Genomic DNA, 18,524 nt, shown 5'->3' with positions numbered 1-18,524 from the left:
GTGAAAGTGCACTATTATAGTAACAATAAAAAATTTGCCATAAGATGTGATTACATCAATCCTATGGCAATAATTACATATTATACTCTTTATTTAATTTTATCTTATAGATATTTATGCTTTTTAACATTTACTGTTCCATTTGTTTTCCTAAGAATGAAGCTGCTGTTTCCGCAAGCTTTAACTCTAGTTCTCCAAACTTTACATTTTCTTTTGAAACTATGATTACTGTACCTACAGTATCTCCCTCTGCAATTATTGGTGCTATAACTTGTGTTGTATATTCATCTGCTGTCTCTCCATCACATATAGGTATTATCCCCTGAGAGTTTTTATCTAGAAGAGTAGCCTTACGCATTTCCATAATTTTATCTACTTCATTACTAATCTTTTTATCTAAATAATCTTTCTTTGTCCCACCACTTACAGATATGATTGAGTCTTTATCACAGATTATAACTATATTACCAATAGTTTGATGTAGTGCTTCACTATATTCCTTAGAAAACTCACTCAATTCTTCTATTGGTGAATATTTTTTTAATATAACTCCCCCTTCTCTATCTGTAAATATTTCCAGCGGATCTCCTTCTCTAATTCTTAATGTCCTTCTAATTTCTTTTGGTATTACAACACGACCTAAGTCATCTATTCTTCTTACTATTCCTGTAGCTTTCATTAAATATCCTCCTTATTTATGTAAATAGTATTAATGCTATTATTATCCTTCTTAACGCAAATTTTATACATCCTAGAAATTTTTTCATTAATAAAAAATAAAAAAGATTAATGCCAAATATGACATCAATCTCTTTTTACCAATTATTAACTTAGTTTATCTTCATATAATTTTATTTTAGCTTCTTCTTGCCAAGCAGTTACTTTTTCTACCCACACATTATATTTATTTTGTTCTAATAGAACATCCTTAATCGCTCCTTTAACATCTTCTAAAGGCTTAACAGGATACTCTTCTTTATCTAAGCACTTTATAACATGAAATCCAAATTGAGTTGATATAGGAGCCTTAGTATATTCCCCTTTCTTAAGACTTATAGCTGCCATTAAGAAAGTTTTATCATACTGATTGCTAGTATATTCAATCCAATCTAAGTCTCCACCTTTGTCCTTTGTAGCATCTGTACCTTTTTCAGTAGCAAGCTTAGCAAAATCTTCACCTTTATCTAATCTTGCAATTATGTCTTTAGCTTCTTCTTCTGTCTTAACTAGTATGTGTGCTGGCCTAACTTTATTAGGACTTTCAGTATATGAATTTGGATTACTATCATAGTAAGTCTTTATTTCATCATCTGTAACAGTAACATCTTTAACTACCTCTTCATATACAGCATTAGATATTACTGCTGGTTTTAATTCTTCTAAGAAGCTCTCTTCTGTAACTCCAGCTGTTTTAAGAGCACTTTTATACTCTTCATCAGTTTTAAAGGATTTCTTTATCTCATCAAGTTTCTCTTTAGCCTTAGTCTGAACTTCTTCATCAGAAGGCACTACTCCAAGCTTTTCACCATTATTTTTTATGACAATATCATTAACCATAGTATCTAGTATACTTATTCTTTGCTTCCTTATATATTCCATAGCCTCTGAATTTTCTTTATAATTTTCTCCGTACTGAGCCTTTACTTGCTCATAAACCGTACTTAACCTACTGTCCACTTCTCCTAATGTTATCTTTTCTTTATAAACCTTAGCAACTACTGTCTTATTAATACCTGCCTCTGTTTTTTCTATCATTCCACACCCCACTACTGAAAGCATTAGTGTAGACGCCATTAGACCAGCTAAAATCTTCTTTAATTTTATCAATTTATTATCCTCCATTCGGTTTTTTTTAGTTATTATTGCTATTCAATTTTACCATAAAAATACTATTAAATAAATAGTAGCTAAATCTATTTACTCATTGTTGATAAATCATTAATAATATTTATAAGTATATCTAATAGCTCCTTTTTATTAGTATCCTTACTCTTATACACTAGAATTGGAACATCTCCCATTTTAAATGTGATTTGTCTCTTATAATTGTCTAGTATATATTTTACCATTTCAGAAGTTAAGTATGACTTGTTTTTAAAGGTTATCTGTACTTGAATTCCAGTATCCTTTATCTCTAAAACCCCAATTTCTCTAGCAATTGCCTTTAAATACGCTATATTCATTAAATTATAAACACTTTCTGGAATATTAGAGTATCTATCTTCAATCTCCTCAATAACCTCTAACATATGCTCATAGGATTCAATAGATGCAATTTTTTTATATACTTGAATTTTTTGAGTTTCATCCTGTATATAGTTACTAGGAATATATGCATCAATTTTCATATCTACTGTAGTTTCAATAGGTTCCTTATCTACTTCACCTTTTACAATACTTACTGCATCTTCAAGCATTCTGCAATATAAGTCATATCCAACAGCAGACATATGACCACATTGAGCTGCTCCCATTATATTCCCTGCACCTCTTATTTCTAAATCTCTCATAGCTATCTTTAATCCTGAGCCTAATTCTGTAAAGTCTTTTATTGCCTTTAATCTTTTTTCTGCAACCTCTGTTAAAACCTTATCCTTAGTATAAGTAAAGTAAGCATATGCTATTCTATTGGTTCTCCCTACTCTTCCCCTTAATTGATATAGTTGAGATAATCCCATCTTATCCGCATTTGCTATTATCATAGTATTTGCATTCTGAATGTCTATACCAGTCTCTACTATAGTTGTACTTAAAAGTATATCGTATTTTTTATCTACAAAATCTATAATTACCTTTTCCAATTCTCTTTCGGTCATCTGACCATGACCTATAGCAACTCTAGCTTCTGGAACCAACTTTTGCAAATATGTTGCCATATCACTTATAGTTTCAACCCTATTATATACAAAAAATACTTGTCCTCCCCTATTCATTTCCCTAATTATTGCATCTCTTATAAGTTGATCATTAAATTCTACAACGTAAGTTTGAATAGGATATCTTTCTTCAGGAGGAGTTTCTATTATACTTATATCCCTTACTCCTGTTAAAGACATGTGCAGGGTTCTAGGAATAGGAGTAGCACTTAAAGTTAATACATCTATGTTTTTCTTTATTTCCTTAATCTTCTCCTTGTGACTAACCCCAAATCTTTGCTCTTCATCTACAATTAATAAACCTAGATCCTTAAATACCACACTCTTTTGAAGCAACTTATGAGTACCTACTATAATATCTAAATTTCCTTCTCTTAGAGCATTTAAAGTTTCTTTAACTTGAGACGGAGTTCTAAATCTGCTAATCATTCCTATTTTAATAGGAAAATCTGAAAACCTTTTTAACATATTTTTATAGTGTTGCTCTGCTAGTATTGTAGTAGGTACTAATATAGCTACCTGTTTCCCATCCATAACACACTTAAAGGCAGCTCTAAGCGCAACCTCGGTTTTCCCATATCCAACATCACCACAAAGAAGCCTATCCATAGGTTTATCGCTTTCCATATCTTTTTTAATATCTTCAATTGCAGTTAACTGATCCGGGGTTTCCTCATATGGAAATTCTCCTTCAAACTGACTTTGCCAAGGGGTGTCCTTAGCATATTTATGACCTTTTAAAGTATTTCTGATAGCATAAAGCTTAACCAAATCTTCAGCAATATCTTCAACAGATTTTTTTACTTTACTTCTAGCCTTTGCCCATTCACTTCCACCTAATTTATTTATTTTGGGTGATTTGCCTTCACTGCCAATATATTTTTGTACTAAATCTAATTGCTCTACAGGCACATATAAAGTATCTCCTGAATTATATTCTAAAACCAAATAATCTTTTTTATTTCCCTGTACATCTAATTGATTAATACCCTTATATACACCAACTCCATGATTCACATGCACCACATAATCACCAAGCTTTAAATCAGTAAAGCTTTTTATTTTTCCTGCACCTTTTTTAGTAGTTCTTCTTGTGGCTTTCCTCTTAGATTGACCGAAAACTTCGGAGTCTGATATAACACATACCTTTAAATCAGGATACTCAAATCCTTTAATAGAACTTCCAAAGGTCACCACTACTTCCCCTTGCTGAATGCTAGAAACTAGGTCTTTATAAGTAGCTTCTATCCCTCTATCTCTTAAAGTGTCAATTAATCTTTCTCCCCTTGTTCTTGTACCAGATAAAATTAAAGTTCTATATCCTTTTTTCTTTTTCTCTATTATATCTTCAATAAGCATGTCTAACTGTCCATGATAATCATGAATTGTAATCTGAGAAAATGCTATTAAATTTCTTGGTTTTAATGCATTAGAAGCAGTTCCTAAACTCTGTAAAGTTATAGTTTTACTCACTTCTAAAATTTCTCCAATCATTTCTTTAGGTATTAGTAGTTCTCCTTGTTTCGGTAAAATATTACCTCTACTTAGAAAATTTTCATAATTCTCTTCAAATTCAAAGTATACACTATCCAACTTACCCATAGCCCTATTTACATCATCCACTACAACTAAACTATTGTTAAAGTAGTCTAAAAATGTAGTTTTATTTTTATAAAAATAAGGAATATAGCTATCAATAGTTTCAAAGGTCCAAGTTTCCTCTAGACTCTCCAAATTTGCCTTAACCGTAGAATTTATTCTTTCTAAAGCATCCTTATCTTTAGATTTATTAAATCTTGATATAGCTCCTTCTAATTCCTTTCCAATTTCTTCTTTTGCAAGGTTTATAGCCCCTTCTGTAAGAATTATCTCTTTAGCTGGAAATATTTCTACTTTATCTACTTTATCTATACTTCTTTGATTGTCTTTATTAAAAGTTCTTATGGAATCAACTTCATCATCAAAAAGCTCAATCCTAAATGGCATGCTACTAATAGGAGGATAAACATCTATAATCCCCCCTCTAACTGAAAATTGACCTATGTTTTCTACAACACTACACCTTTCGTAACCACATTGTACAAGTTTTTCGCTCAACTCTCTTATGTCTATCGTACTTTCTAAAGAAATTTCAAATGAAAATTTCTTGAATAGCTCTACAGGAGCATAGGATGCTGCTAAAGCCTCGATAGAAGTTACAACAATACATTTCCCCTCATGAAGAATCTTATTTAATACTTTCAGCCTCTCCCATCTCAAGTCCCCTGATACAGCTTCTACATTGTAAAAAGTTACCTCCCTCGTAGGAAAATAATATACATCATTACAATAAAAGCTAAGATCTTCATATATGTTTTTAGCTTCCATGTCATTATGAGTTAGCACTAGCATACTTTTTTCTATATCTTCATAAACACCATATAGCAAGTAGCTCTTACCAGATTCCGAAAGACCATGTATGCCTAATGGATACTTTTCCTCATTTATATATCTCTTTATATCTCTATATTCACTACTTAACTTTAAAGGTGTCATTACTCCTTTTAGTCTCAAAATATCACCTCTTAAACTATTTACTACTTCCCTGCATTAAAAGAATTAAATTTATTCATTGCTTGATTAATTCCTTCATTTATGATCACCGATACTGCATCCACTGCTGCCTCAAAAGATTTTTCAATAATCTCTCTATCTTCATTAGAGAATCTTCCTGTAACAAACTCAACTAAATCATAGGTTGGCTCTCCAATTCCAACTTTAATCCTTGAAAAACTATCAGTACCTAAATGAGAAATTATATTCTTAATACCATTGTGACCGCCTGCACTTCCTTTTCCCTTTATTCTAAGTCTTCCAACTTCTAGACTAATATCATCGTATATAACTATAATATTTTCTACTGGTATTTTATAAAAGTCTATTATACTTCTAACGCTTTCTCCACTTAAATTCATATAAGTTTGAGGTTTTAAAAATATAACCTTTTCATTGGCTATACTACTCTCACCGTATACTCCTTTAAATTTTGTCCTATTTATACTAAAGTTATACTTTTTTTCACACATATCAACTACATCAAATCCTACATTATGTCTTGTTTTATCATACCTGTCTCCCGGATTTCCCAATCCCACAACTAAATACATAATTACCTCCAATATATTCTATAACATAATATCTTTTAACATAAAAATAATCTTCTTTGACTATTATACTAGAAGTTTTACCTAAAATAAAACAAAAGTAGCATTCCTAAATGCTACTTTTTATATATTACTCTGAAATCTTTATTTTAAAGTCAACATAATCACCATTTTTGAATACTTTATATTTTATTGTCTCTCCACTTTTAAATTTACTCATTATAGAATTTATGTCACTGACAGTATTAACTTTCATACCATTCACTTCAACAATTATATCTGTTGGTCTAATTCCAGCTTCATATGCTAAACCATTTCTTGTAACTTCCTTTGCATATACTCCATCAATACCATTTTCACTTTGGGAAATAGCCTCTTCCCCATAAACTCCCATATGGTTAATAAGAGAATCTTGCTTATCTAAAATTCCATAGGTAATAGGCTCTAGATCCTCTGCGGAAATATAAAAACTATTTTTCAAAAATTCATTGTGGTATGTCATAGTAGTATTATTTACTCCTATAAGTTCTCCATCCAAGTTGCATAAAGCTGCTCCAGTATTGATAAACTTAGGAATAACTGAAGTCTTTATCATTCTTAAAGACTCAGCTACTTTAGTTTCTCTATTTTTAAATACTATATTTTCTCTAGTATTCAACACCGTACTTACCTCTATATTTTCATTAAAAGATTTACCCAGAGGATTTCCTACACTAATAACTCTATCACCCTTTTCAGTCTTAGTAGAATTCTTAGCTATAGTCATAGGTTGTAGGGCTTCACCATTTATTTTAATCATAGCAATATCATAAATACTATCAAATCCTATTATAGATGCATTATATACAATGTCATTGTGTAACTTCACTTTAACACTGGTTGCATCCTCAATACCTAAATAGCTAGTTATAACATATTGTCCATTTTCTATGACAACGCCTACTCCTACATTAGTTTCTTTTATACACTTATCATCTGCAATAACCTTAATAACTGAAACAACAGATTGGGCTGCTTTGTGAGCAGCTGATTGAAGCTTTGAATTAGTGGTATTAACTTCTTCGTCTTTATTATTACCTTGAACATAATAATTTTCGTTTTCAGTATTTACCACTAAAGCTGTAACAGCCCCACCTAAGGAGGCTACAAATAAGCAAAATATAGTAATTGCAACAATTTTACCTTTACGTCTTTTCTTAATTTTGTTAAAGGTTATTTTTGCTTTAACATCCTTATAATCATCATTAAAATTGCTCATAATAGCCTCCTTCCTCTTAGCTCCTTAAGATTATTACATACTCTTCTTTGCTAATTGTAAAGTAAATATAAATTCAACTCCATTTTCTTTATTACACGCCCATATTTCTTCATCATGTAGACTAACAATCTTTTTAACTATAGAAAGCCCTAATCCTGTACTCACTTTTTGTGTTCTTGATTTATCAACTTTATAGAATCTTTCCCAGATATGTTTTATATCTTCTTCATCTATATTAGACCCCTCATTAAAAATTGATATATTAGCCTTCTTACCTTTTTTTCTACAGGATATTTGTATCAATCCATCTTCTTTTCCATATTTAATAGCATTATCTAAAAGATTAGTTACAACTTGTGTTATTTTATCTCCATCTGTAAGTACCCAGAGTTCACTTCCTTCAAAAAACACCTGTACATCCAAATTTTTATTTCTTATTCTATTTTCATTTCTCAATATACATATTCTCACTATTTCATTAATGTCTACAGGTACCTTCTCCAACTTATAAGTACCTGATTCCACTGCTGATAAATCAAGTAAATCATTAATAAGTCTTGTTAATCTTTGTATTTCTTCATAGGCTATATTTAGATAATACTTATGCTTTTCATCAGGAACTACTCCATCTAAAATTCCACCTATAAATCCTTTTATAGATGTCATTGGAGATCTTAACTCATGAGAAACATTTGAAATAAACTCTTTTCTATTTTGTTCTACCTTTTGTAGTGAGTCTGCCATAACATTAAATGCATTTGCAAACTCCTCCATTTCATCATCAGAATGAATTTCAACTCTTTTATCTACATCCCCTTGAGCTATTTTTCTTGCAACCCCACTCATTTCTGACAGCGGATTTACTATCATCTTTTGAGAAAAATAATAAATTACGATACAAGAAGCAATTACAGCGAAAACTGCAGATAACCAAATAATTTGATAAACATTAGAAAGTGATTTATCTAAAATATCTGTTGATACACTAAATAAAGTTGCTCCCATAGATTGCCCCTTAGTATCTTTTACAACTTTCATCATAACGTATATCTTCTCATCCATATAAACTCCATACTCATTAAAAGCATCTATATAATCACTATTATTTATATTTTCCAAATCATCATGAAAAATCTGTTTCCCTATAAGTGGAGTATATTTAATGTTAGTAACTGAATAAACATATCCATTACTATCTACAAGAACTATATCATCATTTATATATGTTGATATAAACTTTATACTTGTAGTTAATTCTTCATATGATGATGCCCCAGTTAAATATTTTGTTGCAATACCTTCAATTATGTCTGCCTGTCTAGTGAGATCTCTTTGTCTCGTCTTTATAAAATAATCTTGAAACCAAAAGGAAAGAAATGCAGCTAAAATAGTAAAACTTACTGTAATTATAATGGTGTAAGTAACAACCATTTTAGAAAATAAGCTATTTTTCACCATCTATTTCACCTCAAATTTATATCCAACTCCCCAAACAGTTTCTAACTGCCAGTTATCTCCTCCTGATACTTTTTCTCTTAATCTCTTCACATGAACATCTACAGTTCTTGAATCTCCTGGATAATCATATCCCCACACTTCACAAAGCAGTTGTTCTCTTGTAAATACTCTGTTTTTATTACTTGCTAAGAAGTGTAATAATTCAAACTCTTTAGGTGGCATTTTAATTTCCTGTCCCATGTATGTTACATTATATGAATTTATATCTATAACTAAATTATCAAAGGTTAATGTTTCTTTACTATCACCCTCTGCAGTATATCTTCTTAGGACAGCCTTAACTCTAGCCATAAGTTCCTTAGGTTCAAATGGTTTTACTATATAATCATCTGCTCCAAGCTCAAGTCCTAAAACTTTATCAAAAGTTTCTCCTTTTGCAGTTATCATTATAACTGGTGTTTCATTATCCCTTCTTATCCACTTTAGCACATCTATGCCATCCAGGTATGGTAACATAACATCTAAAAGCACTAAATCAGGTTTATAACTAGTAAATGCTTCTTGAGCCTCTCTTCCATCATTGGCCACCTTAACATGATATCCTGAATTCTCCAAATACATCTTTATTACTTCACATATATTTTTATCATCATCAACAACTAATATCTTTCCTAAATTACCTTCCATTGATATCCCTCCTAAATACTTAAGATATTTTATTTAATTTACGAATATAATTTCTACATAATATCTTTTATAATATTATATAACAATAACTTTAAGTCCAAGTATTTTCTCATTAAAATTAATATTTTTAACAAAATATTTATAAAGTTATTGTGAAAACATTCCTTTTTATACTAAAAATAGGGGAAGAAAAACTTCCTCCCCTAAATAAAACCAAATTACTGTCCAAACTTATTATGAATACATATAATGTTTAATATTATTCATCAAAAAGCTTGCTTACAGAAACTTCTTCATATATTCTTCTAATAGCTTCTGCAAATAACGGAGCAATAGATAATATTTTTATCTTATCAAGCATTTTTTCTTGTGGTAGATGAATACTATCAAGCATAACTAACTCTTTTATCACTGATGCTTCTAGTCTTTCTATGGCTGGACCAGAAAGTACAGCATGTGAACAACAAGCATATACTTCAGTAGCACCCATTTTAACTAAAGCATTAGCACCATTACAAATAGTTCCAGCCGTGTCTATCATATCATCTATTAGTATAACCTTTTTACCTTTTACTTCACCGATTATATTCATAACTTCAGCTACATTAGCCTTTGGTCTTCTCTTATCTATGATAGCTATTGGAGCGTTTAGTTTATCAGCAAACTTTCTTGCTCTTGTAACACTACCAAGATCTGGTGAAACTACAACTACATCATCACAATCTTTAAATCCTTTTTCTATAAAGTAATCACTTAGTATTGGTGAACCCACTAAATTATCAACTGGAATATTGAAATATCCTTGTATTTGAGCTGCATGTAAGTCCATAGTTAAAACTCTATCTGCTCCTGCTGCTGTAATTAAATCAGCGACTAATTTTGCTGTAATTGGATCTCTTGCCTTTGCCTTTCTGTCTTGACGTGCATATCCATAGTAAGGAATGACCGCCGTTATTCTTCCTGCTGATGCTCTCTTAAGTGCATCAATCATAATTAAAAGTTCCATTAAATTATTGTTTACTGGAGCACTAGTTGGCTGTATAACAAATACGTCCAGTCCTCTAACAGTTTCTCCAATATTTACCGCAATCTCACCATCACTAAAAGTAGTAACTTGACTTTCTCCAACAGAAAGCCCTAAGCGGTTTGCAATATCAGCAGCTAATTCTGGATATGAGTTTCCTGCAAAGATTTTAATGTTTCTTCCATGGCTTATCATTTATGTAGTCCTCCTAAAATTTTATTTATTTTTATTTTTATCATATACCCAGTTCTCTTTATTTATTTGCCTAGCTCTTGCTATAGCTAAGGAGCCCTCTGGTATTTTCTCGGTTATTGTTGATCCAGCTGCAATATAAGTATTATCTTCTACCTCAACTGGTGATACTAAGTTAGTATTACATCCTATAAATACATTGTTTCCAATTGTAGTTTTATATTTTGCTTTTCCATCATAATTTACTACAACAGTTCCACACCCAAAATTACATTTTTCTCCCACTTCTGCATCTCCTATGTAAGTTAAGTGAGATACCTTAGTTCCGTCACCTATTGATGATTTTTTAATTTCAACAAAATCACCTATCCTTGCATTTTCACCTATAGTTGTTTCCGGTCTTATATATGCAAAAGGTCCAACTGTAGTATTATTTCCAATCTTACTGTTTAATACTACAGAATTTTCTACAGTTACATCATCACCAATTATACTATTAGTTATTCTGTTATTTGAGTATAATACGCAATTTTCACCAACTACCGTAGTTCCTTCTATGATATTCCCTGGATATACAACCGTATCTTGACCTATAATTACATCACATTCTATATAGGTGCTTCTAGGGTCCATAATTATAACACCATTATCCATATGATTTCTATTTATTCTACTTCTCATTATATCATTAGCAACAGAAAGCTCTGCCTTTGAATTTACTGCTGTAATTTCTTCTACATCAACAGCAATAGCTCCAACTTTCTTACCTTCATTTTTTAATATTTCTATTACATCTGTTAAATAGTACTCACCTTGATTATTATTATTATTAAGCTTACCTAAAGTATTTAATAATATGTCTATATCAAAACAATACATCCCTGAGTTAATTTCATTAACTTTTACTTCTTCTTCATTACAATCCTTAAACTCTACAATTTTCTCTACTTCGCCTTGAGAATTTCTAATTATTCTTCCATACTTTAGAGGGTCACTCATTATAGATGTCAATATTGTAGCACTACATTTTTGTTCTTCATGATATTTAGTAAGCTTTGTAACTGTTTCTTCTGTTATTAGAGGCCCATCTCCAACAAATATAGCTACTGAACCTTTTTTACCTTTTAAAAATTCTTCTGCACACATTACTGCATGCCCAGTACCTAATTGTTCTTCTTGAACTGAGTAGAAAATATTTCTACTTTCAGTGCCTTTTCTAACTTTATCAGCACCTTTTCCAATAACCACACTTACTTCTTCTACCCCAGACTTTCTTATATTATCTATAACATGGTTTATCATTTCTTTTCCACAAACTTTGTGTAGAACCTTAGGAGTATTAGATTTCATTCTTTTACCTTCGCCAGCAGCAAGGATTATAGCACATTTATACAATTCATACACCTCTTCATTTAAAATGTAATTAGTCTTTCCTGATAAATTATTCTATAATAATTTAAAACTAATATTTATTAAATTTTCAATATTAATATATCATATTTATTATTTTTATATACTACTTCTATACTATTATATTGAAACTGTTACACTTTTTCAACCAAAGTATATTTTTTACATTAACAGAGTTCTTTGCTTCAGTGGGAGTTTTACCCCCTCTGAAGGTTACTAACAGAATTCTTAGTATCAGTATTTTCCATACTTAGAATTCGTTGTCCTTTAGGGGAAATGGTTATCCAGGGACATATCAGCTCTTTACTTCCACTTTAAAGAAGATGTAAGTATTAGAGCTGATAGTCATCGGATGAAAATATATATTAACGATATACTATTAACGATACACAAAATAAAAAGGAGTGCTATGCTCCTTTTTATAATTAGACTATTTCATCTTCTACTTGCTCTTCATTTTTTACTTTTTCATACTCGTCAAGTATAGATTTTTGAATTTTCTCTCTTGTTTCTGTATTAATTGGGTGAGCTATATCCTTAAATTCTCCATCAGGAGTTCTTCTACTAGGCATAGCTATAAAATTACCACTTTGACCCTCAATTATCTTGATGTCATGAACCACGAATTCATTATCTAAAGTTATAGATACTATAGCTTTCATTTTTCCTTCTGTGGTAATTTTTCTAATTCTAACGTCTGTAATTATCATGAAATTCCACCTCCAAGATGTGCTTTCATGTATTATTCTACTAATGCATTGTAAATCCTTCTATTTGTCGAAACATTTTCCATATTTTTTGTAACTTATTCGTTTTTTTCACTAGATGGACTAACAATCGCAATTCCATCTTCTCCAATACCATAAAAATTTACTAATGAAATATAATCATCTACCAGCTTATCCTTAACTTCTACATTATCTATTAAAAAACCACTACCTAATAATTCACTATCAAATTCACTTAAAAGCTCTTTAATTCCCTTTGCAGTTCCTCCACCTCTCATAAAGTCATCTACAAATACACATCTGCTACTTCTCTTCATAGACTTTGTTGATAATGTCATAGTTTGAAGTCTATTGCTTGAACCAGAAGCATAATTTATGCTTACTGTAGTACCTTCTGTATACTTAGCGTCATGACGTACTGTAACAAGCTGAACTCCTAATTGTTTTGCAACCTCATAACCTAATGGAATACCTTTAGTTTCTATTGTAACTACATAATCCACGTTCATATCTTTAAATTTACTAGCTAATATTATTGCTGAATTTTGAATAATACTTGGATTATATGCTATATCTGTTATATATAGAAAATTACCCGGAACAACTCTAGATTGCTGTCTTAGTGCTTCACACAAATCTTCTAAAAACTGTTTTCTATCTTCATTTGATTTTTCATTTATAAATCTTATTCCACCTGCAGCACCTGCTACTGTTTCTATCTTTCCCATGGATAAACCTTCTATTACTTCTCTAACTATAACAATATCTTCACTAATAGTAGATTTTGCTGCATTAAATTTCTCTGTAAATAAATTTAAAGTTATAACCTTATTAGGATTTTCTGTTAAAACTTTTGTTATACCAATAACCCTTTGGTTTCTATTAAATTTATGCTTAATTTTCTCCATACAAACTATACCTTTCCGAATTTTATCTTTATTTTTGCCTTTATTATTCACCTTTATTCTATCTGTTTTATTACTATATTACAATTACTTTTTTTATTTTCTTTAATATACTATTTAAAACAATATAAATTCATCTTTTATATTAATCACAGATTAATCAGCAAAAATATACTCATTGTAAATAAAAAGAGCTACTTCAAAATAAAGATTAAATAAATCTTCATTTTGAAATAGCCTTTAATTTCAATATTATTTTATAACATATATCAACTGCATGCCACCATTTTCGAAGTCAAAGGATTCCTTTTTGTAAATTCATTAGCTTCTTGTATATTTCTAGCTTTAAATAAAAGTTTTCCTCCATTCTTATTTAAAACTCCACCACAAAGCATGTATTTCTGACCACCTATTTCTTTATCATCTTCTAAAAAATTTATACCTTCAAGTCCTTGCCCATCTGCTTTATACTTTAACTCAATGAATAAATCTTTGTTTCCCATTCTTTAACCCCCATATCTGTTCTCATATTTATATGATATCGAACATACGTTCAATTGTCAATATTATTTTATTTCATTACTAAAAATTATTATTAATACCTTTTAATTCACTGCATATCTATTTATCTTTAAATATGTATATTCAAAAACAAATAAAATATAACTACTATTTTACATATAACATTGATAATATCTCTCCTTTGACTTATACTGAAAACGTATAATACTACTAAGAAGTTACTTGTGGGGTGATTTTATGTTTATTAAAAACTATGAACCTATGAACGAAAACTTATGGCAAGGAAGAATAGACAGTGACGATAATTTTGATGCTTTTAGATGGCATCAATGGATAACACCTCTTGATCTTCAAAGAGATGATCTTGAGCCTCTTGATGGACTAAATTTTGCACTTTTAGGTTTTTGTTGCCATGAAGGTGTAAAAAAAAATAAAGGTCGTATAGGTGCCATGAATGGTCCTATATCCATCAGAAAAGAGCTTTCAAATCTACCTTGTACTTTTAATCAATCGGTAAAAATTTTTGATGCCGGAGATATCATAGTTGAGGATATTTCTCTTGCTGAAGGGCAAAAGCTTTTAAGCGACTGCGTGTCTAAGTTATTGGATTTAAATATTTTTCCTATAGTTCTAGGAGGAGGACATGAGACAGCCTTTGGAAACTATAATGGCGCTCTATCTCATCTTGATAAAATATCTTCTAAACCTCGAATTGGAATTATAAATTTTGATGCTCACTTCGATCTTAGACCATATAATAACGAGGGAAGTTCTGGAACTATGTTTAAACAAATCTCTGATATTTGTCAGGATAAAAATATGGATTTCTCCTATTTCTGTATTGGGATACAACAACACAGCAATACAGTGGATCTATTTAAAACCGCTAAAAAATTAGGTGTTCAATACACCCTTGCCAAAGACATCCTATATAGTGATGGTTGGCAACTTTTAAGAGAATTAAATACCTTTATGAGAAATCAAGATTATATATATGTAACTATTTGCTCAGATGTATTTTCTGCCTCTTTTGCGCCAGGGGTTAGTTCTACACAAACCTTAGGTCTAAACCCAGAAATAGTTATAAAACTACTTAAACATATTTTAAAATCAAATAGGGTTATAACCTTTGATATATGTGAAGTGGCACCTAGATTTGATAAAGATAATATCACTTCTAACTTGGCTGGAGTAATCATCTTCTCCATTGTTAATACTCTTTGCAAATTACAAAACTTACAGCACAATTTTTTAACATAATTACATAATAAAAAAGTCCTTAGTCTAAGCTAAGGACTTTTTCACGATTATTATAGGGACTTTAAAATAGATTTGGCAATTTACAAGCTAAATTGCCACAATAAATATTCAAACTCCATACCCATGATATCATTCTCTTCACAAGTATTGAGCATTTTATCCTCTTCTTCACCATTAATATTCAGTTGCCAATTTACATATTCTCTCAGACCAATTGTTAACATTTTAACACACTCCTCTAGAAAATTTCTACTAGCTTTATGACCTAGTAGTTATTGTAATTGATATTAAATATACATACACTTAGAAACCATCTATTATTTCCACTTAGATACTTAATAAATATAATTAGTTATTATACTTAAAAACCATCTCTAACTTTGTTTTTATTTTAACATATTTATTTCTATCCGAAAAGCCTTTTTCTGAATTTTCTTTTAATTTTTTTTGGATATTTTCATTCATTTTTCCTATAGATATATAAATTACGAAGCTTTCTAAAATATATGTGTTTTTTATATAGATTTTTGTATATAATTTATATTAGGTATTCATTTATTTTTATACACATACAATGGTTATTAGGTTGATCTATAACTATGTTTTAATATACAAATTCATGAATGTAGTATTATATTTTATATAGGAGTTGTTATTATATGAGTTTTGATTTTTTACAAGATAAAAATAAAAAAGTTCACTTTATTGGTATTGGTGGCATTAGTATGAGTGGTCTTGCTGAGATTCTACTTAAAAACGGATATACTGTATCTGGTTCAGATATGAAAAATTCAAATATGGTTGAAAAACTTAGAAATAAAGGTGCAAATATATATATGGGACACAGTGCAGACAACATACAGGATTCAGATTTAGTAGTATATACTGCTGCTATCAGTGAGGATAATCCTGAGTTTCAAAAGGCAATTGAACTAAATCTTCCTATGATGGATAGAGCTGAATTCTTAGGCAGAATTATGCTTGGCCATAAATATAATGTAGCTGTTGCTGGTACTCATGGCAAAACAACCACAACTTCAATGCTTGCCCACATTGTAATTGAAGAACAAGTGGACCCTACAATATTAGTAGGTGGAGAATTAGATGTTATAGAGGGTAATGTTCTTGCTGGAAATAGTGATTACTTTGTTACCGAAGCTTGTGAGTATAAAGGATCTTTCTTAAAATTTCATCCTTATATAGGAATTATATTAAATGTAGATGCAGACCATTTAGATTTTTATAAGGATATAAATCACATAAAAGATACTTTTAATAAATTTATAGATATCATACCAGAGGATGGTTTCCTTGTATGCAATAGTGATGATAGTAACGTTTCTGATATATTAAATAATCATAAATGTACTGTAATGACTTACGGAATAAATAATGGTGAGTATAAAGCTAAAAATATAACTTATAACTCTCTTGGTTGCGGTTCTTATGATTTATATAAAAATGACCATATGTTATTTTCTGTAGTCTTAAATGTGCCTGGAGAACATAATGTACTTAACTCTTTAGCTGCTATATGTACATCCTTAGCTCTTAACATTTCTAATGAATCTATAATTAAAGGATTATCTAACTTTGGAGGAACTCATAGAAGATTTGAATTTAAAGGTTCTAAAAATGGTGTTACTGTAATAGATGACTATGCTCATCATCCAACAGAAATTCAAGCTACTCTTAATGCTTGTAAAAATTATCCTCATAAAGATTTATACGTGGTATTTCAACCTCATACCTACACTCGAACTATAACTCTTTTTGATGACTTTGTAAAAACCTTCAATGGAGTAAATCATTTATTATTAGCAGATATATATGCTGCTCGTGAAAAAGATACTGGAATTGTTAATTCAGTAAAACTAGGCGATGCAATAAGACTTACAGGAGTTGATGCAATAAACTATCATAGCTTTGAAGAAATAGTTAATCACTTAAAATCAAAGGCCAAAGATGGTGATCTTATTATTACCGTAGGTGCTGGAGATATAAATGTTGTTGGTGAAATGTATCTAGCTAATTAATTTTATCTTATACCAATTAATATAGCTATCCTTTAATTAAGATAGCTATATTTTTAATATATAAACGAGGTGACAAAATGAAATCAAACTTTAATAAAACTGTGTACATAGTTAATGCCTTTACTCACAATGATATGGGTGGAAACAAGGCTGGTGTAGTTATTGATTGTGATGACTTATCCTCTAATGACATGGCAGCTATCGCAAAAGAAGTAAACCTTTCCGAAACTGCCTTTGTGATAAAATCAAAATGTGACGATTATGACTATGAGGTTAGATTTTTTACTCCTTCAACAGAAGTTGATTTATGTGGTCATGCTACCATCGCCACTTTCTACACCTTAGGTAAATTAGGCTTTATCAAACCAAGTACAAGTCCAGTAAAATTAAAACAAAAAACTCTTGCCGGTATTTTAGACATAGAAATTTATTTTTATAATGAAAAAATTGCCTATGTGCTTATGACTCAAACCAATCCTAAGTTCTATTCATATATTGATGATGTAAAAGAACTTTGTGATATATTAGGAATAACCTTAGAAGATACCGGAATCCAAGGTCATACACTAAAACCTATGATAATTTCTACAGGTCTTAAAGATATAATGTTCCCAGTTAAATCTCTAAATGCTCTAAAAAAAATAAACCCAGATTTTCAAGGCCTAAAAGAATACACAGATAACTTAAATTTAGTAGGTCTTCATGCCTTCTCTTTAGAAACTGAAAATTCTAAAAGCACTGTTGCAACTAGAAACTTCGGTCCTAGTGTAGGTATCGATGAAGAAAGTGCTACTGGCACATCTAATGGCGCATTATGTGCATACATAATGAAACATAACATACTTGATTTTAAAGATAAACTAACCATATGTTGCGAACAAGGTTATTACATGAATAATCCAAGTGAAATTATCTGCACGGGTGAAGCTATTAATAATGACTATTTAATAAAAGTTGGTGGCATAGGAAGTATAGAAAAAACTATAGAGGTGACTTATAAATATGAAATGGTCCCTATGTCAAGG

The 18,524-nt window shown here is 30.3% G+C and carries 16 protein-coding genes; 3 read left to right on the top strand and 13 right to left on the bottom strand.

The window, feature by feature from the left end; translation table 11 throughout:
* Positions 1-130: 130 nt before the first annotated feature.
* The 12 genes from spoVT to B2694_RS06915 all read right to left on the bottom strand — a co-directional run bounded on the left by spoVT (position 131) and on the right by B2694_RS06915 (position 14,184).
* Positions 131-679, bottom strand: coding sequence for a stage V sporulation protein T (gene spoVT / locus B2694_RS06970; RefSeq protein WP_346885118.1), 549 nt, complete (start codon positions 677-679; stop codon positions 131-133).
* Between the two features lie 146 nt (positions 680-825).
* Positions 826-1,827, bottom strand: a complete 1,002-nt coding sequence (locus B2694_RS06965; RefSeq protein ID WP_346885117.1) for a peptidylprolyl isomerase — start codon at positions 1,825-1,827, stop codon at positions 826-828.
* A gap of 86 nt (positions 1,828-1,913) precedes the next feature.
* Complete coding sequence (mfd, locus tag B2694_RS06960; protein ID WP_346885116.1) at positions 1,914-5,429, bottom strand: transcription-repair coupling factor; 3,516 nt, start codon at positions 5,427-5,429, stop codon at positions 1,914-1,916.
* Between the two features lie 23 nt (positions 5,430-5,452).
* Positions 5,453-6,022, bottom strand: a complete 570-nt coding sequence (gene pth, locus B2694_RS06955; protein ID WP_150844624.1) for an aminoacyl-tRNA hydrolase — start codon at positions 6,020-6,022, stop codon at positions 5,453-5,455.
* 127 nt (positions 6,023-6,149) lie between these two features.
* On the bottom strand, positions 6,150-7,277 hold the full coding sequence (locus B2694_RS06950) for a S1C family serine protease (protein ID WP_346885115.1): 1,128 nt from the start codon (positions 7,275-7,277) through the stop codon (positions 6,150-6,152).
* 33 nt (positions 7,278-7,310) lie between these two features.
* Complete coding sequence (locus tag B2694_RS06945) at positions 7,311-8,732, bottom strand: HAMP domain-containing sensor histidine kinase (RefSeq protein ID WP_035132549.1); 1,422 nt, start codon at positions 8,730-8,732, stop codon at positions 7,311-7,313.
* A 3-nt stretch (positions 8,733-8,735) separates the two neighbouring features.
* On the bottom strand, positions 8,736-9,422 hold the full coding sequence (locus B2694_RS06940; RefSeq protein WP_346870894.1) for a response regulator transcription factor: 687 nt from the start codon (positions 9,420-9,422) through the stop codon (positions 8,736-8,738).
* Positions 9,423-9,681: 259 nt separating this feature from the next.
* On the bottom strand, positions 9,682-10,641 hold the full coding sequence (locus B2694_RS06935) for a ribose-phosphate diphosphokinase (protein ID WP_035132514.1): 960 nt from the start codon (positions 10,639-10,641) through the stop codon (positions 9,682-9,684).
* A gap of 21 nt (positions 10,642-10,662) precedes the next feature.
* The gene (gene glmU, locus B2694_RS06930; protein ID WP_346885114.1) at positions 10,663-12,033 is read right to left on the bottom strand and encodes a bifunctional UDP-N-acetylglucosamine diphosphorylase/glucosamine-1-phosphate N-acetyltransferase GlmU; all 1,371 of its coding nucleotides are present in this window, start codon (positions 12,031-12,033) and stop codon (positions 10,663-10,665) included.
* A gap of 440 nt (positions 12,034-12,473) precedes the next feature.
* The gene (spoVG, locus tag B2694_RS06925) at positions 12,474-12,758 is read right to left on the bottom strand and encodes a septation regulator SpoVG (protein WP_035132518.1); all 285 of its coding nucleotides are present in this window, start codon (positions 12,756-12,758) and stop codon (positions 12,474-12,476) included.
* 95 nt (positions 12,759-12,853) lie between these two features.
* Positions 12,854-13,684, bottom strand: coding sequence for a pur operon repressor (purR, locus tag B2694_RS06920; RefSeq protein WP_346885113.1), 831 nt, complete (start codon positions 13,682-13,684; stop codon positions 12,854-12,856).
* Between the two features lie 266 nt (positions 13,685-13,950).
* A complete protein-coding gene (locus B2694_RS06915) occupies positions 13,951-14,184 on the bottom strand; it encodes a hypothetical protein (RefSeq protein ID WP_346848836.1) in 234 nt (77 codons plus the stop codon).
* Positions 14,185-14,440: 256 nt separating this feature from the next.
* Between B2694_RS06915 and hutG the strand changes: the two genes are divergently transcribed.
* Positions 14,441-15,463, top strand: coding sequence for a formimidoylglutamase (gene hutG / locus B2694_RS06910; protein WP_346885112.1), 1,023 nt, complete (start codon positions 14,441-14,443; stop codon positions 15,461-15,463).
* A gap of 80 nt (positions 15,464-15,543) precedes the next feature.
* Here the strand turns inward: hutG and B2694_RS06905 are convergent, their stop codons facing one another.
* Positions 15,544-15,687, bottom strand: a complete 144-nt coding sequence (locus B2694_RS06905; protein WP_156964321.1) for a hypothetical protein — start codon at positions 15,685-15,687, stop codon at positions 15,544-15,546.
* Positions 15,688-16,122: 435 nt separating this feature from the next.
* Between B2694_RS06905 and murC the strand changes: the two genes are divergently transcribed.
* Positions 16,123-17,499, top strand: coding sequence for a UDP-N-acetylmuramate--L-alanine ligase (gene murC, locus B2694_RS06900; RefSeq protein WP_346885111.1), 1,377 nt, complete (start codon positions 16,123-16,125; stop codon positions 17,497-17,499).
* A 77-nt stretch (positions 17,500-17,576) separates the two neighbouring features.
* On the top strand, positions 17,577-18,524 hold a 948-nt coding region (locus tag B2694_RS06895), incomplete at its 3' end, for a PhzF family phenazine biosynthesis protein (protein ID WP_346885110.1).

This window comes from Clostridium sp. UBA4395 (genome assembly GCF_002390995.1).
GTDB classification, from domain to species: Bacteria; Bacillota; Clostridia; order Clostridiales; family Clostridiaceae; genus Clostridium_J; species Clostridium_J sulfidigenes.
This window is presented reverse-complemented; position numbering and strand designations above follow the sequence as displayed.

Bases quoted from the DNA above. Each gene is read 5' to 3' on its own strand.
- hutG (WP_346885112.1), top strand. From the start codon at position 14,441: ATGTTTATTAAAAACTATGAACCTATGAACGAAAACTTATGGCAAGGA.
- murC (WP_346885111.1), top strand. From the start codon at position 16,123: ATGAGTTTTGATTTTTTACAAGATAAAAATAAAAAAGTTCACTTTATT.
- B2694_RS06905 (WP_156964321.1), bottom strand. From the start codon at position 15,687: ATGTTAACAATTGGTCTGAGAGAATATGTAAATTGGCAACTGAATATT.
- pth (WP_150844624.1), bottom strand. From the start codon at position 6,022: ATGTATTTAGTTGTGGGATTGGGAAATCCGGGAGACAGGTATGATAAA.
- spoVG (WP_035132518.1), bottom strand. From the start codon at position 12,758: ATGATAATTACAGACGTTAGAATTAGAAAAATTACCACAGAAGGAAAA.
- B2694_RS06915 (WP_346848836.1), bottom strand. From the start codon at position 14,184: ATGGGAAACAAAGATTTATTCATTGAGTTAAAGTATAAAGCAGATGGG.
- B2694_RS06940 (WP_346870894.1), bottom strand. From the start codon at position 9,422: ATGGAAGGTAATTTAGGAAAGATATTAGTTGTTGATGATGATAAAAAT.
- B2694_RS06950 (WP_346885115.1), bottom strand. From the start codon at position 7,277: ATGAGCAATTTTAATGATGATTATAAGGATGTTAAAGCAAAAATAACC.
- spoVT (WP_346885118.1), bottom strand. From the start codon at position 679: ATGAAAGCTACAGGAATAGTAAGAAGAATAGATGACTTAGGTCGTGTT.
- B2694_RS06935 (WP_035132514.1), bottom strand. From the start codon at position 10,641: ATGATAAGCCATGGAAGAAACATTAAAATCTTTGCAGGAAACTCATAT.
- purR (WP_346885113.1), bottom strand. From the start codon at position 13,684: ATGGAGAAAATTAAGCATAAATTTAATAGAAACCAAAGGGTTATTGGT.